At 65.4% G+C, this 21,994-nt stretch carries 16 protein-coding genes and 1 tRNA gene; 13 read left to right on the top strand and 4 right to left on the bottom strand.

Annotated features, from left to right (window positions below):
• Positions 1-198: 198 nt before the first annotated feature.
• Positions 199-774: a sugar O-acetyltransferase gene (locus ACI2JO_RS04515; RefSeq protein WP_404719529.1), complete on the top strand. Its 576-nt coding sequence runs from the start codon at positions 199-201 to the stop codon at positions 772-774.
• 48 nt (positions 775-822) lie between these two features.
• Positions 823-1,902, top strand: coding sequence for a glycoside hydrolase family 43 protein (locus ACI2JO_RS04510; RefSeq protein ID WP_404719528.1), 1,080 nt, complete (start codon positions 823-825; stop codon positions 1,900-1,902).
• 78 nt (positions 1,903-1,980) lie between these two features.
• On the opposite strand, the gene ACI2JO_RS04505 is transcribed toward ACI2JO_RS04510, so the two are convergent.
• Both ACI2JO_RS04505 and ACI2JO_RS04500 read right to left on the bottom strand, forming a co-directional pair.
• On the bottom strand, positions 1,981-3,258 hold the full coding sequence (locus ACI2JO_RS04505; protein ID WP_404719527.1) for a DUF2264 domain-containing protein: 1,278 nt from the start codon (positions 3,256-3,258) through the stop codon (positions 1,981-1,983).
• Positions 3,255-4,199, bottom strand: coding sequence for a DUF4861 family protein (locus tag ACI2JO_RS04500; RefSeq protein WP_404719526.1), 945 nt, complete (start codon positions 4,197-4,199; stop codon positions 3,255-3,257). Before ACI2JO_RS04500 ends, ACI2JO_RS04505 begins: the two co-directional genes overlap by 4 nt.
• Before the next feature lie 111 nt (positions 4,200-4,310).
• On the opposite strand from ACI2JO_RS04500, the gene ACI2JO_RS04495 reads away from it, so the two are divergent.
• The 6 genes from ACI2JO_RS04495 (at position 4,311) to kduD (ending at position 12,120) form a co-directional block, all read left to right on the top strand.
• On the top strand, positions 4,311-5,033 hold the full coding sequence (locus tag ACI2JO_RS04495) for a FadR/GntR family transcriptional regulator (RefSeq protein ID WP_404719525.1): 723 nt from the start codon (positions 4,311-4,313) through the stop codon (positions 5,031-5,033).
• Between the two features lie 83 nt (positions 5,034-5,116).
• Positions 5,117-8,059: a TonB-dependent receptor gene (locus ACI2JO_RS04490; protein WP_404719524.1), complete on the top strand. Its 2,943-nt coding sequence runs from the start codon at positions 5,117-5,119 to the stop codon at positions 8,057-8,059.
• Positions 8,060-8,121: 62 nt separating this feature from the next.
• Positions 8,122-9,408 (top strand): MFS transporter, encoded by a 1,287-nt coding sequence (locus ACI2JO_RS04485; RefSeq protein WP_404719523.1) that lies wholly within the window; start codon positions 8,122-8,124, stop codon positions 9,406-9,408.
• A complete protein-coding gene (locus ACI2JO_RS04480; RefSeq protein WP_404719522.1) occupies positions 9,405-10,517 on the top strand; it encodes a glycoside hydrolase family 105 protein in 1,113 nt (370 codons plus the stop codon). The genes ACI2JO_RS04485 and ACI2JO_RS04480 overlap by 4 nt, the downstream gene beginning before the upstream one ends.
• A gap of 14 nt (positions 10,518-10,531) precedes the next feature.
• Positions 10,532-11,368, top strand: coding sequence for a 5-dehydro-4-deoxy-D-glucuronate isomerase (kduI, locus tag ACI2JO_RS04475; protein WP_404719521.1), 837 nt, complete (start codon positions 10,532-10,534; stop codon positions 11,366-11,368).
• Positions 11,365-12,120: a 2-dehydro-3-deoxy-D-gluconate 5-dehydrogenase KduD gene (kduD, locus tag ACI2JO_RS04470; protein WP_404719520.1), complete on the top strand. Its 756-nt coding sequence runs from the start codon at positions 11,365-11,367 to the stop codon at positions 12,118-12,120. Before kduI ends, kduD begins: the two co-directional genes overlap by 4 nt.
• 140 nt (positions 12,121-12,260) lie before the next feature.
• Here kduD and ACI2JO_RS04465 read toward each other — a convergent pair whose 3' ends face one another.
• Positions 12,261-13,004, bottom strand: a complete 744-nt coding sequence (locus ACI2JO_RS04465; RefSeq protein ID WP_404719519.1) for a dienelactone hydrolase family protein — start codon at positions 13,002-13,004, stop codon at positions 12,261-12,263.
• 141 nt (positions 13,005-13,145) lie between these two features.
• A tRNA-Lys gene (locus tag ACI2JO_RS04460) sits at positions 13,146-13,228 on the bottom strand.
• Between the two features lie 119 nt (positions 13,229-13,347).
• On the opposite strand from ACI2JO_RS04460, the gene ACI2JO_RS04455 reads away from it, so the two are divergent.
• The 5 genes from ACI2JO_RS04455 (at position 13,348) to ACI2JO_RS04435 (ending at position 21,497) form a co-directional block, all read left to right on the top strand.
• Positions 13,348-14,625, top strand: coding sequence for a tyrosine-type recombinase/integrase (locus tag ACI2JO_RS04455; protein WP_404719518.1), 1,278 nt, complete (start codon positions 13,348-13,350; stop codon positions 14,623-14,625).
• Between the two features lie 408 nt (positions 14,626-15,033).
• Entirely contained in the window at positions 15,034-18,810 is a 3,777-nt protein-coding gene (locus ACI2JO_RS04450; RefSeq protein ID WP_404719517.1) for a hypothetical protein, read from the top strand.
• 201 nt (positions 18,811-19,011) lie between these two features.
• On the top strand, positions 19,012-19,623 hold the full coding sequence (locus ACI2JO_RS04445; protein ID WP_404719516.1) for a hypothetical protein: 612 nt from the start codon (positions 19,012-19,014) through the stop codon (positions 19,621-19,623).
• Positions 19,616-20,533, top strand: a complete 918-nt coding sequence (locus ACI2JO_RS04440; protein WP_404719515.1) for a Kiwa anti-phage protein KwaB-like domain-containing protein — start codon at positions 19,616-19,618, stop codon at positions 20,531-20,533. Before ACI2JO_RS04445 ends, ACI2JO_RS04440 begins: the two co-directional genes overlap by 8 nt.
• A gap of 208 nt (positions 20,534-20,741) precedes the next feature.
• On the top strand, positions 20,742-21,497 hold the full coding sequence (locus ACI2JO_RS04435) for a hypothetical protein (RefSeq protein ID WP_404719514.1): 756 nt from the start codon (positions 20,742-20,744) through the stop codon (positions 21,495-21,497).
• The last annotated feature ends 497 nt before the right edge of the window (positions 21,498-21,994 follow it).

Below are 21,994 nucleotides of genomic sequence, written 5' to 3'. Positions count from 1 at the left end.
CGCTGCATGCAACCGCCTTGCCGCCTGGGTCGAACCCTTGCCGGCGGGGATCGTGATCGACCCGGCATCGGGACTGAGCGAGGCGGATTTGGCGTTGATATTGCGGCATCTTCACGCGACGCGACATGGCGCGTCGGGTGGGGATGGGCGCGCAGCCGGGCGGTCCTCGGTGCCGTTGACGGCGCGGGATTGAGGGCGGTGGCGCAGCGTAGCGAGAAGCAGAAGATGCTGGCCGGCGAGTCCTATCACGCGGGCGACGCAGAATTAATCGCGGACCATCAGGCGGCGCTGGCGTGGATGGAGCGCTACAATGCGGCGGCGGCGCGGTCGGCGGCGGAGCGGCGCGCGATCCTGCGCGAACAGCTGGCGGCGGTGGGCGAGGGGGCGGTGATCCGGCCGCCGTTTCATTGCGATTACGGGTATAACATTCGCCTCGGGGACGATGTCTTCCTCAATTATAGCTGCATCATTCTCGATGTGGTGGCGGTCACGATCGGAACAGGAACGCAGATCGGGCCCGCGGTGCAACTTCTGACCGCCGATCATCCGCGCGACCCGGCGGCGCGTGCGACCGGTGCGGAATGGGGGCGGCCGATCACGATCGGACGCAACGTGTGGATCGGGGGCGGGGCGCTGATCCTGCCCGGCGTTACCATCGGCGACGATGCGATCATCGGCGCAGGCAGCGTGGTGACGCGCGACGTGCGCGCGGGCGCGACGGTTGCGGGCAATCCGGCACGCGAGCGGCGCGGGACGGTCGTGCCGGCGGGTTGACCCACTCTCGTCCCCGGTTATTGTCTGACATAACCGGGAGAGAGACGAATGACCTTACTTGCCGCCGGGCGAGCTGGCGCGACCGTTGCGCTGCGGACCGCCCTTGCCCTGGCATGGGCAGCGCTGCCGGTAACAACCGCCGCCGCCGCCCCGCGCGGTTCCGATGCGCCGCTGCTGCTGCCCGACATGCCGCTCCACGATCCGTGGATCGTCGCCGATCGCGCCACGCGCACCTACTGGCTGTTCACCCGCAACGAGCGAAAGCTGACCGGTGACAAACGGTTGGGGATCATGGCCTATCGCAGCCGTGACCTGAAGCATTGGCAGCGGCCGGTGATGGTCTTCACGCTGCCCGAGGATAGCTGGGCGAACGACGGGGCATGGGCGCCGGAGGTGCATCGCTGGAAGGGGCGATGGTATCTGTTCTCGACCTTCTACAACGATGCCTTGAAGCTGCCGGAGGAGAACGGCCGGCAGCCGGTGCGGCGTTCGACCTTGCTCGCCTCGTCGCCCACACTTGGCGGGCCGTATCGGCTGGAGCGCGGCGGGGCGCCGATCGTCGATGCCGCGCAGATGACGCTCGACGGCTCGCTGCACGTCGATCGTAACGGCAAGCCGTGGATGGTCTATGCGCACGAATGGGTGCAGGTCGGCGACGGCACGATCGAAGCGGTGCCACTCGACGACCGGCTCGGCGCAGCGGGGCCGCCGAAACTGCTGTTTCGTGCCTCGGATGCGCCATGGGCAAAGCGCGCCGATCCGGCCGACGTGAAGGGCGGCAACGTCACCGACGGACCGGAGCTGTTCCGCACGCGCACCGGCACGCTGCTGATGCTGTGGTCGAGCTACGACCGGCGCGGTTACGTCCAGTCGCTCGCGCGGTCGAAGAGCGGCGCGATCGCGGGGCCGTGGGAGCAATTGCCGCCGCTGGTGCGCGGGGACAGCGGGCACGGGATGCTGTTCCGCACCTTCACGGGCAAGCTGACGATGGTGCTTCACCGCCCGTTCGAAAAGGCGCGCGGCAAATTGTATGCAATGCGCGATCTGGGCGACACGATCGCGGTCGAGCGCGAACTGACCGAGTTGGACGGCGAGACGCGACCGGTGGTCACGGCGGCGGGGGATTAGGTCTACGATCGCATCCCTCTCCTCCCTGATCCCGGATCAAGTCCGGGGCGACGGAGGAGGGGAAGAAATAGCTGTCAGTCAATATTTGACCGCGTAATCCTTGCGGAAATCCTGTCCGGCGAAGGCACGGCGCATCGTCCATGGCTGGGGCGGGGCGGTCCAGTAAGCGTGATCGGCGGGCAGGCCGAGCGCGATCAGGCTTTCCGAGGCGATATACATGCTGCCGGCGTTGGAATAGACGTCGCCGAGCGTCGGCTGGTGGCGCGCGAAGCCGATCGTCAGGAAGCCGTCGGCGTTGAAGTTGCTCGGATCGGCAAATACGCGCCGCTGTGCCGCCATCGTCGCGGCGCGCACCTGCCCCGGCGGCAAGCTGTCGGGCAATTGCCCGCGCCACGCCAGATGCCCAAGTGGCTGGTGCACCGCGGTGCGATAGGTGAGCGAACGGCCGATCGCGGCATAACTGCCGTCGGGGGCGATCATCCGCTCGAGATGCTCGGCATAACGCTGCTCGCGTTTCACCGCGCGTGCCAGTTCCTCGGCGGGGCGGAGGTTGTTGAAGCTGGGCTTGCCGGCCGCGAGGGTAGCGAGGATCTGCACCAGCATCGGGTGAATGACGTAGCTGTTGTAATAATCATAGTGGAAGCGCTCCCCATCGCCGTACCAGCCATCGCCGACATACCATTCGAGCAATTTCTTGATCGTGAGGTCGACGCGCATCGGATCCCAGTCCTCGTCGATCGCGAACAGGAACGCCTCGTTCATCGCCGCGAACAGCAGCCAGTTCTGATAGGGCGGGGAGATACGGCGCAGCCCCTTGATCTCCGCGACGATCCGCGCCTTGGTCTTTGCGTCGAGCGGCTTCCACAGCGCATCGGGCGCTCGCAGCAGCGCGCTGGTGAAGTAAGCGGAATCGACCAAAGCCTGTCCGTGACCGCGCCACAGCAGATAATCGGGGCTCTTCGGATTGACCGCATGGGTATAGCTTTCCAGCGCCTGCGCGCGGAGCCGGGCGCGGAGCCGTCCTTCACCGCTGGCGTCGTCGGGGAGCGCGAGCCACGGCGCGATGCCGTCGATCAGTCGCCCGAACGCTTCGAGATAGGCGACACCGGGGTTGCGGCCGTCCCATGTCGGGCTGAGCTCCGGCGTCCATTCGGCGCGGAGGCGGCCACGCGCCATGCGTCCCAACACGGGCTCGGCCATCCGGCGCAGCAGCGTGAGCGCGTCGGCGCGATCGGCCGGGCCGTCGGGAAGCGGTGTCTCGGCCGCCCCTGTTTGCGCATCGGCGGCGGTGGTCGCCAGACCAGCCGCTGTCAGTGCGCCAGCCAGCACCGTGCGTCGATCCACCTGCATCGTCATTGCCCTGCCTTGGGTATTGTGAAATCGAGCGCGGCGCCTTTGGCGTAATCGTCCCATTGCGCGCGCGTGCGAAAATCGCCCTCGCCGTGGCTCCAGGCCGATCCCGAATAATAGACGAACGGCGTGTCCGGCGTGACGCGGAGCAGCACCAACTGGTTGTCGGCGTCGGCGCGCACCTCGGCGATCATCCGTGGGTCGACGCGGATCGCGATCGCCATGCGGCCGTGGCCGGGATCGTCCGGACCCCACCATGACAGCAGCCCACGTGCGCGATCGACGGTCAGCTCGCCCGCGCCCTGCCCGGTGGTGCGCTTGCCGATGCCGATCCCGACCAGCAGCGGCCCGGCACGGTCTGAGGAGAGGGTCGACACCATCCGCGTGAAGTGCGTGCCGAGCGGCAATGTGAAGCGGCGCGTCTCCCACACCTTGCGCACGGTATCGACCGGCCAGGGCGCGTAATCGACCGAGAAGTCGGCGCGGTCGCCGCCGCTGGCGAGGATGCGGTGGCGGACGAAGTTGCGCGAGGTCCACAACTTGTTGTCGTGCCAGATGCCCAGCCCGCCCGCGCCGCGCGTGGTGCCGACATTGTAGAAGTCGATCCCCTCGCCATGATAGGCGTGCTGGTCGCCGGTGCGCAGCTGTCGGTCGGCGAACGGCCAGCGGACGTTCTTGCCCCAGCTGTCGATCCCCGAACCCGACGGCGGCTCGGCCGCCTCCAGCGCATGGCCGTAGATGCGGTGCGCGGTGCGGTCGTTTTCCCACAGCAGATCGTCGTAGCGATAGCCGGCAAGCAGCGCGACCGCGCGCGGCGTGCGGTCGGGGGGCGGCGAGAGCGGTGAGGCGACCGGCAGCGGTGGTGTTTCCGCCTGCTGCGCGAGCGCGGGTGCGCCAGTCAGCAGCCACCACACCGCCGCTGCGGCAATACGCCGGCCGGATTTCATGCGCTCCGCTCCTTTCGTCATGTTGTACGATAACCTAAAGGATCATATCAATCTTGCCAAGGCGCCCTATTGCGTGTGGGGCTTCGTGGGCGACCTTGATATAGAAGGCAAATGACCAAGAGCATGTCGCTGGCCGATGCCCTGTACATGAAGCTGGAAGCGCGGATCCGCTCCGGCGAGATGCCGCCCGGCGCCCGTCTGCCGACGCAGAAGGAGATCGCCGAGGACGAGAAGGTCAGCCGTACCGTGGTGCGCGAGGCGGTTGCGCGGCTGGAGGCGCACGGGATCGCGATCGCCCGGCAGGGCTCGGGCGTGTTCGTGTCCGACGATGCGCGGTATCAGGCGTTTCAGATCACGCGGCAGGACATGAGCGAGCTGGCCGATGTGATCCGGCTGCTCGAGGTGCGTTTGTCGGTCGAGTCGGAGATGGCCGCCTTTGCCGCCGCCCGGCGCACGCTGACCGACATCTCCGCGATGCGCGCGGCGCTGCGCGACATGGCGGCGGTGGCCGACGATCCGGTCGCCTCGGCGGCGGCGGACACGCGCTTCCACACCGCGATCGCGCGCGCGACGCAGAACGAGACCTTCGTCAAGCTGATCGACTTCCTCGGCGTGCGGCTGGTGCCGCCGCGCAACCTGTATCTGCGCGACCAGCCTCCCGAAGCGCAGCGCGCTTATGTCGAGAAGGTGCGTGCCGAGCATGAGGCGATCGTCGATGCGATCGTGCGGATGAACCCGGCGGGCGCGCGCGACGCCGCGCGGCACCACATGCAGGAGAGTCTGAGCCGGCATACCGAGCTGAGCGAGGCGGCCGGATTGCCGCGCGACGGGTGAAGCAAGCGGATTGACGCGCTCCCAAAGTTGTATGATAACCCGATTCATAAGCCGCGATCAGCGGCGCAACAGGAGGGGTTATCGTGGGCAGGTCGTTGTTCATCGGCATGGCGTCGGCACATGCCATCGCATTGGCGCTGATGGCGGCTCCCGCCGCAGCGCAGACCGAACCGGCCGCGCCGGCCGCCGCCCCCGCCAGCTACCCCCAGGCCCCCGCCGACGCGACGAGCGAAGACATCGTCGTCACCGGTTTCCGTCGCAGCCTTGCCGAAGCGCTGGAGCTGAAACGCGAGGCGGTCGGCATTCGCGACTCGATCGTTGCGGAAGACATCGGCAAATTCCCCGAGGCCAACGTCGCGGACTCGATGCAGCGCATTCCGGGCGTGATCCTCAGCCGCGACGGCGGCGCCGGGACCAACGAAGGGCAGCGGGTGGCCATTCGCGGCCTCAGTTCCGACTTTGTGGTGACGACGCTGAACGGCGCGCCGGTGCGCACCACTTCGGCCGGGAGCGTCGGCAGTTCGAGCCGCGCGTTCAACTATGACGTCTTCCCGTCCGAACTGTTCGGGCGCGTCGACGTCTACAAGTCTCCGCTCGCCAATCTCGAAGAGGGCGGAATCGGTGGCAACGTCGACCTGCAGACGCCGCGCCCCTTCGACAGCAAGGACCGCGTGTTCCGCTATACGGCGCAGTACAGCTACAACGACCAGTCGGAGAAGTGGCGGCCGCGCGGGTCGTTGATCGTCAGCGATCACTGGGGCAATTTCGGCGTCCTGTTCGGTGCCGCCTATGCCAAGACCGTCAACGAACGCTCGGGCTTCCAGTCGACCGGCGGCTACAATTCATCGACGCTCGGCCGGCGTCCCTATTACGGCTCGGTGCCGTCGAACACGAGCGGTCCGTTCCAGTTCGAGCTGAACCTCGACAGCCCGCTCGCCAATCTCGGCAATCTGACGCGCGACCAAGTCGCCAATGCGCTGCTGCCGCGCTTCTACCGTGTCTATACCTCGAATACCGAGCGCGAGCGAATGGGCTTCGTCGGCTCGGTGCAATATAAAAGCGACCGGTTCGAAGCGAGCATCGATGGCATCTATTCCAAGCTGACCGATCAGATGGACGAGTTCACGTTCGGCGTGCCGGTACGCAATTCACGTACCGCGCCCAACACGACGTCGATCCCGGGAACCGGAACCAATTCCGGCATCATCCCGCTCGACGTCAAGATCGACCAGTACAACAACCTCTATGGCACGTTCGGTAATACGAGCATCATCGGCGAAAGCTTCTTCCGCGATTTCGAGACGAAGTTCTCCTATGGCGTGGCGCGGGCCAAATACGACTTCAGCGACCGGGTGACGTTGCAGGCGCAGGGCAGCATCTCAAAGAGCCGCGCCTGGCAATCGGGGAACCGGATCGTCTCGAACATCTACGGTATCACGACGACGTACGACCCGACCGTCAACGTCTCCTATCCGACGATCACGTCGCCGACCTCGTTCACCGATCCCGCCAATTTCCTTGATCCGACGCTCGGCTTCTCGATCCAGCGCGAGGACGATACGGTCAAGAGCCTGCGTTCGGTGCTCGACTGGACGGTGGTCGATACCGGCGACAGCAGCATGGCGTTCAAGGTGGGCGGCAGCTACGTGTCCAGCCTGAAGAGCCGGACCGCGCAGGACGGTTCGTCGATCGCGCGTGCTGCGACGCTGCCGAACGGTGGCACCTTCGCCTCCAGCGGCAATGGCGTATTCCAGTACATGGATCCGTTCCTGCAGTACGGCACGCTGAACAACGGCGGTAATTCTGGCTACCCGTCGAACTTCGCGACCTTCTCGCGCGACTTCGTGATGGGCACGCTAGGGGCGAACGAGGCCAACCGTCAGGCAGCGCGCCAGCTCAACGCTACCTATGAGGCCGAGGAGCGCGTCAAGTCGGCGTTTCTGGAGACGTCGTTCAAGCTGACGATCGGCGGGCACGAGCTTCGCGGCGACGCCGGTATCCGTTATTCGGATACCGAGACGATCATCAACAATTACACCAATCTGGGCGGCGTGTTCGCGCCCAACCGGCGCAACGGCGGCTACCAGAACTGGCTGCCGTCGGCGAGCCTTGCCTTCGACATTACGCCAAAGCTGCTGCTGCGCGGATCGATCGGCAATACGGTGACGCGCGGCGCGCTCAACGACATCGCCGGCAGCATCGTCGTGCCGAACGTGTTCAACAATGCGGTGACGGTCGGCAATCCGGACCTGCGCCCGCAGGTCGCGACCACCTACGACGCGGTGCTCGAATGGTATTTCGCGCCCGCCGCTCTGGTGAGCATCGGGCTGTTCGAAAAGGACATCACCGACCAGCCGGTCGCGGTGACCGAGGACGTTCCGTTTGCCGCAGCCGGGCTCGACCCAAGCTATTTCAGCTGCGCGGCGTTCGGCGGGCCGACCGGCACCTGCACGCTGGCGCAGGTCAACGCGCTGACCAACAACAACCCGCGCATCCTGCGCACGATCGTCCAGAATGCCGGACAGTTGAAGCTGCGCGGTTTGGAAGCGGCGTATCAGCAGAACTTCACGTTCCTGCCCAAGCCGTTCGACGGCCTGGGCCTGACCAGCAGCTTCACGCTGATCGATCAGCAGCAGAAGGGTATCGACTATAATTTCGTGCTGACCAACGGCAACGTCGTCGCGCTACAGAGCGTGCCGAAGTACACGTACAGCATCACCGGCTTCTATGAAAAGGGGCCGTTCTCGCTGCGCGGATCGTACAACTACCGTTCGAAGACCGGCGGTGCACAGCGCAATACCGCAAACGACGAAATCTCGTATTTTGCGGCGCAGGGCTACCTCGACGCAACCGTCGCGTTCAAGATGAACGATTATATCGAGCTGCGTGTCGACGCGCTGAACATCACCAACGAAAATACCTATACGTTCTACCAGAATCCGTCGAAGTCCGTCGGAGAGACGCACCGCGACAATTCCTACTTCAACGGGCGGACCTTCTCGTTCGGCGTCCGCGGCAAGTTCTAAACCGTTCCCCACCTGGGCGCGCGGCGGTGTCGCGCGCTCTTTCTTCCCGGAGCGCCACCGCCATGCCGGACATCGCCGCCGCGCCGCCGACCGGGCGCTACCGCTGGACGATCTGCGCGTTGCTGTTTGCGGCGACCGCGATCAATTACATCGACCGGCAGATGATCGGCGTGCTCAAGCCGGTGCTCCAGCAGGATCTGGGGTGGAACGAGGCGCAATATGCCGACATCGTCTTCTGGTTTCAGGCCGCCTATGCCGCCGGGTTCCTGATGATGGGGCGGTTGATCGATCGGTTTGGCGCGCGGCTCGGCTATGCGCTGGCCTTCTCGTTCTGGACGCTGGCGCATGTCGCGCACGGGCTGGTGAGCAGCGTGACGCAATTCGCCGCCGCGCGCTTCGCGCTCGGGCTGGGGGAGGCGGGGAACTTCCCTTCCGGTCTGAAGGCGGTTGCGGAGTGGTTTCCGCAGCGCGAGCGCGCGTTCGCGGTCGGGCTGTTCAACGCCGGGGCGAATGTCGGCGCAATCGCGACGCCGCTGCTCGTGCCGGCGATCACGCTCGCCTATGGCTGGCGGATGGCGTTCATCGCGACCGGCGCGTTCAGCGTGCTGTGGCTGATCGCGTGGATCGCGATCTATCGCCGGCCCGAGGAGCACCGCCGTGTCACGCCCGGCGAGCTGGCGCTGATCCGCAGCGATCCCGCGCCGGCGGTGCAGCGCGTGCCGTGGTTGCGGCTGTTCGCCTATCGCGAGACCTGGGCCTATGCGGTGCCGAAGTTCCTGACCGATCCGATCTGGTGGATGTTCCTGTTCTGGCTGCCCGATTTCCTCGGCAAGCGCTATGGGCTGGACCTCAAGTCGTTCGGGCCGCCGCTGGTGGTGATCTACCTGCTGTCGGATGCGGGGAGCGTGCTGGGTGGCTGGACCTCGTCCCGGCTGCTGCGGCGCGGCTGGTCGGCCAACGCCGCGCGCAAGGTGACGATGTTGGGGTGCGCGGTCGCGGTGCTGCCGATCGTCACCGTGCAGTATGTCGACCATTTGTGGATCGCGGTCGCGCTGATCGGCGTGGCGACCGCGGCGCATCAGGCGTTTTCGGCCAATCTGCTGACGCTGCCGTCCGACCTGTTCCCGCGCGCGGCGGTCGGATCGGTGGTGGGGATCGGCGGCACGGCGGGGGCGATCGGCGGGATGCTGATCGCCAAGTTCGTCGGTCACGTCCTTGGCATATCGGGCAGCTACGCGCCGATCTTCGCGGTGGCGGGGGGTGCCTATCTGCTGGCATTGCTGTCGCTGCACGTCATCAGCCCCCGGCTGGCCCCGGCCCGTTTCGCGTCCATGGAGAGCGCCGCATGATCCTTCGACACCTTGCCCTCGCCACCAGTCTCGTGGCGGTCGCTGCGCCCGCCGCGGCGCAGCAACAGGGGCCGATCGCGCAGGCGGTGAAGCTGGCGGACTGGCAGCTGTCGCACATGGACGTGAACCCGCGCAGCGGCGACATGCGCGCATGGGAGCCGGCGGTGTTCTGGGTCGGGATGACCGCGCTTGCCGATGCGGGCGCGCCGCCGCGCATCAAGGACGCGATCATGCGGATGGGGCGCGCGAACGGCTGGCGGCCGGGCGAGAAGCCCTATTTCGCGGACGATCATACGATCGTGCAGAGCTATTTGTGGGCGGCCGCGCATGGCGGGCCGCCGCAGGCGCTCGCCAGCGCGAAGGCGACGTTCGACCGGGTGGTCGACAAGCCGGCGGTGACGACGCTCGCCTTCGTGGTGCCGCCCGAGGGCTATGGCGCGACCGAGTGCCTGACGCGCTGGTGCTGGTGCGATGCGCTGTTCATGGCGCCGCCCGCGTTGGTCGAACTCAGCCGCCAGACCGGCAACCCGAAGTATCGTAACTTCGCGCTGCGGGAGTTCTGGGCGACGACCGACTTCCTGCTCGATCCGGTCGAACAGCTCTACTATCGCGACAGCCGTTTCTTCGAGCGCCGTGATGCGCAGCGCCGCAAGCAATTCTGGGCGCGTGGCAATGGCTGGGTGTTCGCCGGCATGGCGCGGATCATTCCGCTGCTGCCGAAGAACAGCCCCGATCGCGTGCGGATGGAGGGGCTGTTCCACAAGATGGCGGCGAAGCTGAAGACCTTGCAGAAGCCGGACGGCTATTGGGCGCCGTCGCTGCTCGCCCCCGAGGGGTCGCCGCCGGAATCGAGCGGCACCGCATTCTTCACCTATGGCATGGCGTGGGGCGTCAACGCCGGGGTGCTGCCGCGCGCCGACTATGCGCCGGTCGCGAAACGCGGCTGGGCGGCGCTGGAGCGCGCGGTTCAGCCCGACGGACGGCTCGGCTGGGTGCAGCAGGTCAGCGACCGGCCCGACAAGGTCGCCGCGCAAGAGACGCAATATTACGGCGTGGGCGCGTTCCTGCTGGCGGCGACGCAGATCGCGCAGCTCGACCGCGCCCGTTGAACAGGAGCAAGACCGTGTACGCCAAGACCTATTACGCCACCCACCCCGACATGATGGAGGGTGCCTCCAACCAGGCGCTGCGCGACCGCTATCTGGTCGGTGGGCTGTTCCGCGATGGCGAGGTCGTGCTGACCTATTCGCATGGCGAGCGCTTCATTATCGGCGGCGCGGTGCCCGGCGCGACGCCGCTCGCGCTGCCGACGCACAGCGAGCCCGAAAGCGCGGCGGGGCATCCGTTGCTCGAACGCCGCGAATTGGGGGTGGTGAATATCGGGCGCGGTAGCGGGAGCGTGACCGTCGACGGGCAGGTGTTCGAGCTGGCGCGCTACGAGGCGCTCTATGTGCCGATGGGGTCGTCGGACGTGACGTTCGCGGGCGAGGGGGCGCGTTTCTATCTGCTCAGCGTGCCGGCCCATGCGCCGTTCCCGCTGCGCAAGGTGACGCTCGCCGACGCCAATCCGATGCAGCGCGGCAGTCTGGAGACGTCGAACGACCGTACCATCTACCAATTGGTGCTGCCGCATCTGTGCGCCAGCGCGTCCTTGTGCCTCGGGCTGACGCAGTTGAAGCCCGGATCGGTGTGGAACACGATGCCGCCGCACGTTCATGAGCGGCGCAGCGAAATCTATCTCTATTTCGATCTGGAGGACGACAATCGCGTCTTCCACTACATGGGGCGGCCCGATGACCTGCGGCATATCGTCGTCGACAATGAAGAGGTGGTGATCAGTCCGCCGTGGTCGGTGCACATGGGCGCCGGGACCAGCAACTATACCTTCATCTGGGCGATGGCCGGCGAGAACCAGGATTATAACGACATGGACGTGTGCGACATATGTCAGCTGCGGTGAGCCATCCGTTCGACCTGACCGGGCGCGTCGCGATCGTCACCGGCGCGAACACCGGGATCGGGCAGGCGATCGCGGTCGCGCTGGCGCAGGCGGGGGCGGATATCGCCTGTGTCGGGCGCACCGCGGCGGAGGAAACGGCAGCACAGATTCGGGCGCTTGGGCGGCGTGCGGCGGTGATCCATGCCGATCTCGCCACGATCGAGCCGGTCGGGCGCGTGGTCGCGGAGACGCTGGAGGCGCTGGGGCGGCTCGACATCCTCGTCAACAATGCCGGGATCATCCGGCGCGCCGACGCGGTCGACTTCACCGAGGAAGACTGGGATGCGGTGATCGACACCAATCTGAAGTCGGTGTTCTTCCTTTCGCAGGCGGCCGGGCGGCGCATGATCGCGGCCGGGGGTGGGCGGATCATCAACATCGCGTCGATGCTGACCTTTCAGGGCGGGATCCGCGTGCCGAGCTATACCGCCGCCAAGAGCGGGGTCGGGGGGCTGACCAAGCTGCTCGCCAACGAATGGGCCAAGCACGGCGTGACGGTGAATGCGATCGCGCCGGGTTATATCGCGACCAGCAACACCGCGGCGTTACAAGCCGACCCGGAACGCAACCGCGCGATCATGGAGCGGATTCCGGCGGGGCGCTGGGGCGCGCCGGCCGATCTGGGCGGGGCGGCGGTTTTCCTCGCGTCCGACGCTGCGGCCTATGTGCAGGGGCATGTGCTGGCGGTCGATGGTGGGTGGCTGGCGCGATAGCGGGAAGGCCCGGACCAGGCGTACGCCGGGCTGGCGTTCATCGTCATTGCGAGCGTAGCGAAGCAATCCGGGGTGTCTTGATCCGGCTCTGGATTGCTTCGCGACGCTCGCAATGACGGGAGGGAGGGCCGCGGCGCCCCTTACCCGATCGTGCGGCGGAAGAATGCGAGCGTCTGCATCATCGCCTGAAGGAACAGCGCGGGATCGTAGCGCGGGCCCTCGTCGCGGAGAAACGCATGTTGAGCGTTCCATTCGTGCCATTCGTATGACGCGCCGACCGCGTCCAGCCGCGCGCGGATCGCGACCCGGCCGTCGGGCGGGACATGCGGATCCTGCCGTCCCCAGACGAGCATCAGTTCGGCCTGCAACTCTGCGAGACGTGCCAGCGTGTCGTCGCTGCGTCCCTCGCCCAGCGTGCCGGAGTGGATGTCGGTGGGATAGAAGCACGCCGCCGCCGCGACGCGCGGGTCCAGCGCGGCGCGGCAGGCGAGATGCCCCCCGAGGCACACGCCGAACGTCGCCAGCTTGCCGGTGCAGGCCGGATGTGCCGCCAGCGCACCGATCACGGCGGTGGCGTCGGCATCGAAGGCGGCGACCGGCTTGGTGAACTTCAGCGCATTGCCGCGCTCGGTGCCGGCCGTATCATAGGCGAGCACAGTGCCGGCGGGCTCATATTCGTGGTACACCTCGGGCACCGCGACGACATAGCCGTTTCCCGCCAGCATCGCCGCCAGGCGCCGGATCGGCGCGGTAACCTGATAGATTTCGGAATAGAGCAACACGCCGGGAAAGCGCCCCTCGGCTACCGGGCGGAACAGGTGCACGCGCATCGCGCCGCTGCCCGGCACCGCGACGTCGAGGATTTCATCACTGCGCAGGATCATCGGCGGCCTTTCCTGTCCCTCCGCGCTTCGTCAGTAGGCGCATCAACGACGCGGCTCCTGCCAGAATTTACGAGGATCGTCTTCGCCCATTCGACCAATGAACAACGGCCCCGCGATCACTCGCGAGGCCGTTGATGAATCTGGTGGACGCACTTGGGCTCGAACCAAGGACCCGCTGATTAAGAGTCATTTTTTGGGGTGTCCCGCAAGGCCCCAGAACGTCCAAAAACCGCAGAAATCCGCCATTGCATTATCCCAAGGTTTCCCGCAGTTTACCGGGGTATCTGACCCCAACTGATACCTAAGGTAACACATCAGCGGGTCCGGAATCGAGGCGGGACAGATGGAGAACATAGGTAACATCCTAGGTAACAAGACGGTTCTCACCGACGCGAAGCTGAAGGGTTTGAAGGCACCGGAGCGGGGCCAGATTGAGGTCAGCGATCCCGCGGTTCCAGGGCTTCGAGTCCGGATCGGTGCCACCGGCTTAAAGACGTTCATCGTCCGCAAGCGGGTAGGGGGCAGGATCAAGAACATGACGATCGGCCAGTACGGTGCTCGTTTCGGTCTTGCCGACGCCCGGAAGAAGGCCCGCTCGATCATCAGCGACATCGAGACTGGCGGGGACCCTAGTTCGAAACTGAGGACACCTAGCAAGCGAACCAGCACGCTCACGATCCGCAGCATGGTCCCAGATTATCTGGCGGCGAAGGCGGATCGCCGATCCGTCGGGGAGATGAAGCGGGTTCTCGAAAACTACGTGATCCCGGTGCTGGGTGACCGAATGGCGGACGCGGTGACCCGAGGGGACATCACGGCGCTGGTCGACAGCGTCGCCGCTACAGCGCCTGTGATGGCGCGCAACGTCCATGCGCAATTGTCCGCATTCTACTCGTGGGCACTACCCAGGCTAGATCGACTTCCCACAAACCCGTGCCGAGACGCCGGCCGTCCGAAGGCGCCGAAGGCTCGCGACCGCGTGCTCGACGACCGGGAGCTTGCGACCCTGTGGAAGCTGCTAGAGGCCGAACCGCTTCCTTGGGGGCCTGCATTGAAATTGTTGATCCTGACCGGGCAGCGGCGCGATGAGGTTTTCAGCGCAGACCGTAGCGAGTTCGACCTCAAGCGTGGTGAGTGGTGGATACCCGCTGAGCGGGCGAAGAATGGTGAGCGCCACTTCGTTCCGCTTTCCCGGGAGGCACTGGCCGTTCTCAAGAAGATCGACGAGGTGCCGGACAGCCCCAAGTTGTTTCCGGCTAAAGGTCAGCCGCAGAATGGACCGAGCGGCTTCAGCAAGGCTCAGGCGCGGCTACGGGCTGCAATGCTTGAGAAACTCGGTGTGGTACGCGACTGGACGCTCCACGACATTCGACGGACGGTGGCAACGGGGCTCCAGCGACTCAGCGTTCGACTGGAAGTCACCGAGGCGGTTTTGAACCATGTCTCGGGAACTCGAAGCGGTATCGTCGGAGTGTACCAGCGCTATGGCTTCGCAGCCGAGAAAAGGGCAGCTCTCGAAGTCTGGGGCGCTGAAGTTACAAAGCTCGTGACGGAACAGCCTACGAAGGGGGCAGCCCGAGACTCCCGTCGGAAGAAGAATGCAGGCGCTGATGCCGAGTAGATCGGCTTTATGTATGGCGCACAAACGCGGGGCAAGCCTAGCGCTCTTGCCGAGGTTGGTCGTGCCTGCCGCTGAGCTGCCGGGCGGCTTCCGACCAGCGCCGGTCGTTCCCTTGATCACTGGGGAACGTCCGATCCTGACGGAAGCCGCCGATCGGGCTTGTCAAAGTGGACGATCAACATCGCGTCCCGATGATGGTCGTTGCGATCAGCCGGCCCGCGCTGAGATGGAAGAGAAAGGCCACAGAGCTTATCCACAATCATGCTCTTATCTCGGCCGGCCAGTCCGACGAAGCCAGTGGCTGACAGGCGGTACGGTTTTGAATAGGTTGCTAGGATGCGGGCACTACCAGGCATCGGACCAGGAGAATTAGGACAGCTTTCGTCGGCCGATCACGCCACGGAGGCTATGCGGATATCCAATCTTGAGAGAAAGCTCGCCCGGCTGTGCGGCAGGTTGGAGCGGTTCGATTGGGTGGCAACGGTAACGTTGGCGGGCGGACTCCTAACCCGGTTGGGCCTGCATCCCAACAACGTCCAGATTGAAGTGCTCACGCACCTGGCGGCTCTGCACTGCAACGGTGAGCGTTCTCCCACGGCGGCGAACGTCAGGGAGTGGTTGGCCATGATCCGTTCGCACGTCGGGCATCTGGAAGATCCTATCGAAGACGTCTTCGTCGAGAACGTCGTCGGCTGGATGGGGAATGCGCGCGTCTTCCGGGGCCTTTCAGAGAGCGAGGGGCAGCATCTGCAGACGGCGCTCGCCGCGACGGATGGCCTGCAGGCGGCTGGCCACGACTGGGCTGGCCACCTGCGGCGGCAGTTCAGCGCCTTGCTTAACATGAGCGAGGCCGTTGCCGCGCGGGCGGACGTGCCGCGCAACACTCTCAGCGAGGGCACTCATCGAACCTCCATAGCCGTGACGGCGCGGTCACTTGATGAGGCTGGATCGGTCGTCCGGTTCGACCGCGACGAGCTCGCGGATCTCGGTATCCACTCCTTCGATCTCCGCCCGTTTGAGTTCAAGGCAGGCGACGCGTCGGGCCTTGCGGGAGAGACGGTCGGCCGCAGTGGTCTCGACCGTCGCCCTGTCCACCTGGACACGGATGGCGGCGCGGTGCTGATCTACCCTACTGCGGTCTCGTTTGCGGTCCGCTGGCGGCTCCTTGACACCGCGGTGGTGAACGGGGCGGTGGCTGATCTCGCGGAGTTGGTGGAAGGCTATCAGGTCGCCGCCGTTTGGAAGGCGGCGCTCGCTTGGTGGCGCATCGTGCCGGACGACGTCGGATTGACCGCCGATCCGGCGGGCGTGACAACGTTCAGCGGCTCGATCGACGTCGGGACGCCGGTCGACGTCGTGATCATCCATGACGATCTTACCGAAGCGCATTCGAAGGGCCTCTTCGACATGCGGCGCGTGCCCCGCACGATCGCGGCGCTGGCGGCGCGTCGGGCGAATGAACTCGCGACGGCTTCCGATTACGCTTCCGGCTTAACGATCATGGTCCACGGTGGGTTGGGGCGCGGCTTCGTCGTCGAGATTGGCGAAGTTCCGGACGGCTGGCAGGTCATCGGAATGGGCATCGATGACTTCACGCTGCTCAGCCGTGACCCTGGCTTCAGCTGCATGCGCGTGAAGCGCATGCTGGACAACCAGTCTGCGCTGGCCGCCGGCGGTGTCGAGTTCCTGAACTTCAACGGCTTCGCCAATATCTATGCATGGATACGGTCGCTCGGCTTCTCGCCCCTCCCGGACGAGGCGGACCCGACAAGCGCGGTAGTCTACATGGGAACGGACAATGCTGCCCTGATGAGGGCATCGCTCCGACAGGTGATTGACAGGCACGTCGTTCGCGCGCCTGAGGCGGGACGCTGGATAGAGGTGGAGCGGCGGTCCGCTGACGCTTACTTTCCAGAGACTCTGTTGACGCCGGAATATACCGCGACGGACTTCGAGTTCTCCCTTGAGCCGAGCGGCTGCGTCGAAGTCGGCGACCGTGTCTGGTGGATGACGGGAAAGCGTCGCTCGCCCGGCGACCGCACATCCCTCTCGTACCGGGTCTGGGACATGGCGCGGAGCTGGATGTTGCCGGTCGCTACCCGACTTGATCCGATGCTCCGCGACCTCCCCGAGACGCTAGTCTTCGCACTAGACGTGCAGACCGACGACGTGCCGATCAACAGTCCGAAGCCGTCGCTCGATGCCGCGGGAAGGCCGGTCGTCAGGCTACGCAATGGCGCGGTCGAGCTCGGCTGCGCGCTCGACTATCTCCAGTCGTTCCGCCTAGCCGACAACGTCGGCGACCGACGTATGGTGGAGGCCCTTGTCAAGGGTGCCTTCCTTCTGGCGGGACGTCCCTTCGCCGCTGGCGAGATCGAGCGCATCGCCAACGACATTGTCGGCGGTGATGTGGCTCGGTTCCTTCACATAACGGCCCCCCAGTATGCAGCGCAGGCTCTACTGCTTGGCGCCCCGATCGATCCACCGCGCTTCGTCGCGGCAGACGTGTACGCACCTATGCAGATCGGTCTTGCAGGACTTTCGGGGCGGCCGCTGCCTAAGAAGCTGCCGGAGCGGCTGCGCGGCAAGGACGCTACCAACCTCATCGAGGATGTCGTCGACGCGCTTTGGGCAAGGATCAAGGACCGCCTGCTAGGGCTCGACCGCGAAGCCTTCATCGTTCGCTGCCTCGAGAACCATGACGCGCTTCAGCGTGACCGATACCAGTCGCGCCTAACTGCCGCCGCTGTCCTCGCGCTTCACACGCGACGCGACGACGTCGTTGAGGCGTCGGTCCGGCGGGAAGGGGAACGGGCGCTGGCGAGCCTCGCGTCCCGGGTGCTTGTGGAGATGGCGGTTTGCACGAGTCCGGTGACGGGCGGGTCGGCGTGCTCGGACGCCGTCTTTGACGAGCTTGTGGCCCAGGCATCCACCTTGGTTGAGATCGCGGGCCGGAGCGACGAGATCCACTACGGCTTTTCCGATGAAGGCCTGTTGATCCATCCCAACGGTTCCATCGAACTCCCGAGCCGCTTCCGCGAGCAGGTGCAGACCCCGTTCCTCGCCGCGCATGGCTCGGCGCAGTTCGAGCTGGCGGCGACCTCCTACTCCACGCTTGTACAGCCCCTTGGAGACGATGAAGCAGAGGATCTCAACGTTACTGGCGACGCTGTGGTGGACGCGCCTGAGCCGCTAGGAGAGTTCGAGACCGCATTCGTCGTCGAGTTCGGAATGACGCCGCTAACCTACGTGCAGCTGACCGAGGCACTGGCGGGCTTCGCGTTACCCGGGTCAACCGTCGCCAGGGTGAAGCGTGCGGATCTCGTCCGCGTGTTGCAGGATCTGGGTCCGATGTCGGCCGAAGAGGCCTCCGTCGCACTTGGTCGGGTCACGCTCATGCCACGCAAGAGGTGGGACGAGGGCAAGCCGAAGGACGCCGCACCTCGCGACTGGTGGCCCTGGCGCTACGCTCGGCGGCTCTCGCTTCTGATGCGGCCGCTGGTGCAGCTGTCCGGGGGCGTGGACGCGGTGTGCTTGGCGTCCGTGCCTCTCGCGCACGAGGCGTGGCGCTATGCGATGCGGGCTGCGGCTGGGCACCTGCCGCAGACGGTCTTCCGAAGCGAGGCAATGCATTCCTGGGTCGGGGGAGTGATCGACAGGATCGGTCACGCCTTCAACAAGGAGGTCCGGGACGCCCTTGCGGGTGTGGGCTGGGACGCTCGGTCCGATATTGGGATGAGCGAGCTCGGCGGCGCCACTGCGGCGAACGGGGACGTGGACGTGGTCGCTTGGCGCCCCTCGACAGGCATGGTGCTCCTGATCGAGTGCAAGCGGTTGATGATGGACAAGACAGCGGGCGAGATCGCGGAACGGCTGCAGGAGTACGGGCCGGAATTCGTCGATGAGAAGGGCAATCCAGGTCCCCTCCGCAAGCACCTGGCTCGGATCGAGATCATCTCGCGTCACGTCGATCAGCTGGCTCGTCTGACCGGGATACCCGAGGACCGGATCCGGATGGTAAACTGCCTCGTGACGGCGGAGAAGGTGCCGATGCAATTCCATGACGCGTGGCTGGGCAGGGTGGACGTCGTGTCGGATTTGGACGCCTTCGTCGCGGCAGCCCCGGATGCACGCTTCGGGACGGACGGGAAACGCCGGCCTGGCGCAGCGACAAAGGCGCGCTGATCGGCGCAGACGGCCGGTGATGGCGGAAAGCTGGACGGAAGTGTGGCGATTCGCCATATTTACCAGTCCGTCGCGATTGCCTCGATGTGCCGTCCGAGCCGAGTACGAGTGCGTTGGCACATGCCGATTTCCCGTTGTTGGGGAAGCGGGATATGGTCCGGGGTGCCGGAGCCGATTGGCGGTGCCGGGTGATTAGGCGCAATGCAGCTCAGGACACCATCTGCCTTCGCCCTCTATGTGGGCTCCTACCTGCCGCTCGGGCTGGTCCTGTTCGTCCAGGACGTTGATCCGGTGGCGGTACGCAGGGGGTTCTGTCCGCCGTCGGCCTGGTTCGGCGAAGGCTGCGTCGTGCCGCTGATGCATCCGTGGTGGGCGGTCGGCACGGTGGCCATCGGGATCGCGTGCCTCATCCTCACCACGCTAACGCTTCGGGCCATCGGGACGCCGCGCCAAGTGAAGGTGGCGGAGGCGAAGCACATCCCGGCCGACCTCATCAACTACGCCATGCCCTACATCGTGTCGTTCATGGGCCTCGACTTCGGGTCACCCACGAGGCTGCTCGGCTTCGGCGTGTTCTTCGTCTGGATCTTCTGGATCACCTACCGATCGGGGCAGATCGTGATGAACCCGATCTTGATCGTATTCGGTTGGCGGCTCTACGAGATCAAGTACAGCTTCATGGGGATAGACAAGCCGTGGCTCGGCCGCGCGTTGTTTCGTGGCGAGGTCGAACCCGATAAGGTCTATCGCAAGGGCAGCCTCCAGGACGTGATGATCCTACGCGAGCTGCAACAGGGAGAGACTGATGGCTGACCTGGCTGGGTTGAAGGCCTTCGACGTGGCCGGCGCCGATTTGACGGTCTGGGTGTACAAGAAGTCGACCCGCGACGGCCTTCCCGTCTTCAAGGGGCGCTGGGTCGGCATCACGGACGACTTGGCGGCATCGCTGAGGGGGGCGGTCACCCAGGCGCTTCACGGCGTGACAGAGACCATCGACTACGAGATCCTCGCGCAGAACAACGAGGGCAGCGTCCTGACGCTGGGCGCGGACGAGACGTACATCGCGCTTGTCGATGGCCAGGCCGCCGAGCCGATCGAGAAGCTGAGGGTGAAGCAGCTGAAGCAGATCGCCAACGCCGACTTTTACATGCTGCGCTTCGCCACTGCGGACGGCGTCCTGCTCGCCGTGCGCAAGACGAACGCGACGTGGAGCACTAGACGGGCATCTGGTATCCTGCGCGTCGTGTTCGAGGACGAGGAACTCGACGTCGACGACCGCCCCGCCTTCAGCCTGGAACCGTACTTCGACTTCTTCGTCTTCGGAGGCGACGTGTTCGTCTCTCACAAGGGGAGATTTGAATCCGTGCTCGCTTATCGCGCGGGCCACGTCGAGGCCTTCCAGGAACTGGTCGCCGAACCAGATTTCCTCGATATATTCACGGACGTCGCCGCCATCACCGCGTTCGTCGGTGCGAACAAGATCCAGCTCCGCAGGGCGATCGCAATACGCGAGAAGGGGCATTTTCGGAGCGCGGAGTTCATGCAGAACCTCCGTGCGCAGTGCGTTGCGATGGGCCTGACGATCGCATTCGACGACGATGGTCGCATCGTGCCCACGCCCGCGACGTGCCGTGACATCTTCCAGGCGCTCCTTGATCACCGTCTCGACTCCAGACTGTCGATGCAGATCTATGACGTGCAGAGTACGGAGGCGGTGGCTTGACCGGGAGCGGCCCGATGGTCCCTCGCTCGCAAGCTGTGGCTAGATGAACGGCATGGGCTACCGTTGGTCGTCATGTCCGCACGCTGGGCCAATGCGGCCCGGTTACGAGGACCGCGAGATCGCCGACGATCTCGCCTTGCGCCCGTTGCCCCCCGAGGATGTGTTGTCGTTCCCGCTCGTCGATCGATGGCGGGACCGCTTCTGGCGGATGATCGCGGACTTCGTGACCGACTACGTGAAGGCCGAATTCGTTCGCAACCCACCCGAATACGTCGTTTCCGATGATCTTGGCTGGCTCGACGAAATCGTCATGCGCGTCACGGGTGAGGCAGTGGACATGAAGGAGCTGGTCGCGTCGCGGCTGGCCCGTGAATATCGTGCGTTCAGGGCGGCGCACGGGACCCGCACCGACGACGTCGGCGAGTTCTATGCACGCGGCCTGCGGATACTGCGCGCCGGCGAGGTCGAGGATAGAGCGCGCGCGATATTCCTCGACGGAAGTCTCGGCGGCGCAGCCGAGGATCGGATGGTTGCCGCAATCGACGACATCGGCGCGCGCAGGCCCGCGGGTGGCCGAGAGGGCGTCCTCTACTTCTGCGCGGATGAGCGAAGCCTGGTAACCAGGTTGGGCGGCTGCGGCCACTACCTCGTCTACGGCAGCGAATACCTGTTTTGTCTCGGCATCCGCGTCGTCGACCGGTGGGAAGCAAAGCGGCTGCTCAAGTCGATCGGGCGTCCCACGGTTCTGGTCTGCGATATACCGATGACGCTGATGCGCGAGCGGACGCTGCGCGAATTCGCGGGAATGATGGTCGAGCTGGCGTTCTGCGAGCTACTTCCCGATCGGGAAAGCCATTCGGGCAGCCCTTGGGCGGGCACCGCGCTCAGCATCCCGGTCGATCTTCCCGGCGACTGCATCGTCGGCCACTATCACCCGGCTGACGTCCACGATCCTCTTAACTAAGTTCTGTCCCGGCGGATCGGACCAATGTTGGGGACAAGGCGCTCAAGCAGCGCATACCGTCACGCTACCGTGCCCTGCAGTGGACGCCGGTTCTGTCGGCGTCCGCCGGTCCCCAAAACGTCGCAAAACCGCCGAATGACCCCGTAGCTTGGACGAATGACAATGACAGGTTGTGCCAGCGGAACGACTATAAAAACCACGTAGTCCAAAGGGAACGGTTGTGGACGCACTTAGGTTTGAACCAAGACCCCGCCGACAAGAGTCAGCTGGAGCGGGCGTCCACTTGGCATCGGGGACGCTGAAGCCGGACGGTCGCAGTCGGCCCAACGTCAGTCAATCGATGATGGGATCCGTGCAAGGCTGTACCGTCTGCTCCCGCCGAAAGCCGTCTTTTAGGCCGCGAGCCGTGAACGACGGCTTCGTCCCAATGCCGGTCGTTTTCGACCGCGCCGGTGAGCAGGCGCCGATGGCAGTATCGAGGATCGGCAGCTTGGCGA

Source organism: Sphingomonas sp. NPDC079357 (assembly GCF_044901155.1).
Taxonomy (GTDB): Bacteria; Pseudomonadota; Alphaproteobacteria; order Sphingomonadales; family Sphingomonadaceae; genus Sphingomonas.
This window is presented reverse-complemented; position numbering and strand designations above follow the sequence as displayed.

Excerpts from the sequence above, each read along its gene's own strand:
- ACI2JO_RS04510 (WP_404719528.1), top strand. The coding sequence starts at position 823 with ATGACCTTACTTGCCGCCGGGCGAGCTGGCGCGACCGTTGCGCTGCGG.
- ACI2JO_RS04505 (WP_404719527.1), bottom strand. The coding sequence starts at position 3,258 with ATGACGATGCAGGTGGATCGACGCACGGTGCTGGCTGGCGCACTGACA.
- ACI2JO_RS04500 (WP_404719526.1), bottom strand. The coding sequence starts at position 4,199 with ATGAAATCCGGCCGGCGTATTGCCGCAGCGGCGGTGTGGTGGCTGCTG.
- ACI2JO_RS04495 (WP_404719525.1), top strand. The coding sequence starts at position 4,311 with ATGACCAAGAGCATGTCGCTGGCCGATGCCCTGTACATGAAGCTGGAA.
- ACI2JO_RS04485 (WP_404719523.1), top strand. The coding sequence starts at position 8,122 with ATGCCGGACATCGCCGCCGCGCCGCCGACCGGGCGCTACCGCTGGACG.
- ACI2JO_RS04480 (WP_404719522.1), top strand. The coding sequence starts at position 9,405 with ATGATCCTTCGACACCTTGCCCTCGCCACCAGTCTCGTGGCGGTCGCT.
- ACI2JO_RS04465 (WP_404719519.1), bottom strand. The coding sequence starts at position 13,004 with ATGATCCTGCGCAGTGATGAAATCCTCGACGTCGCGGTGCCGGGCAGC.
- ACI2JO_RS04455 (WP_404719518.1), top strand. The coding sequence starts at position 13,348 with ATGGAGAACATAGGTAACATCCTAGGTAACAAGACGGTTCTCACCGAC.
- ACI2JO_RS04450 (WP_404719517.1), top strand. The coding sequence starts at position 15,034 with ATGCGGATATCCAATCTTGAGAGAAAGCTCGCCCGGCTGTGCGGCAGG.
- ACI2JO_RS04445 (WP_404719516.1), top strand. The coding sequence starts at position 19,012 with ATGCAGCTCAGGACACCATCTGCCTTCGCCCTCTATGTGGGCTCCTAC.
- ACI2JO_RS04440 (WP_404719515.1), top strand. The coding sequence starts at position 19,616 with ATGGCTGACCTGGCTGGGTTGAAGGCCTTCGACGTGGCCGGCGCCGAT.
- ACI2JO_RS04435 (WP_404719514.1), top strand. The coding sequence starts at position 20,742 with ATGATCGCGGACTTCGTGACCGACTACGTGAAGGCCGAATTCGTTCGC.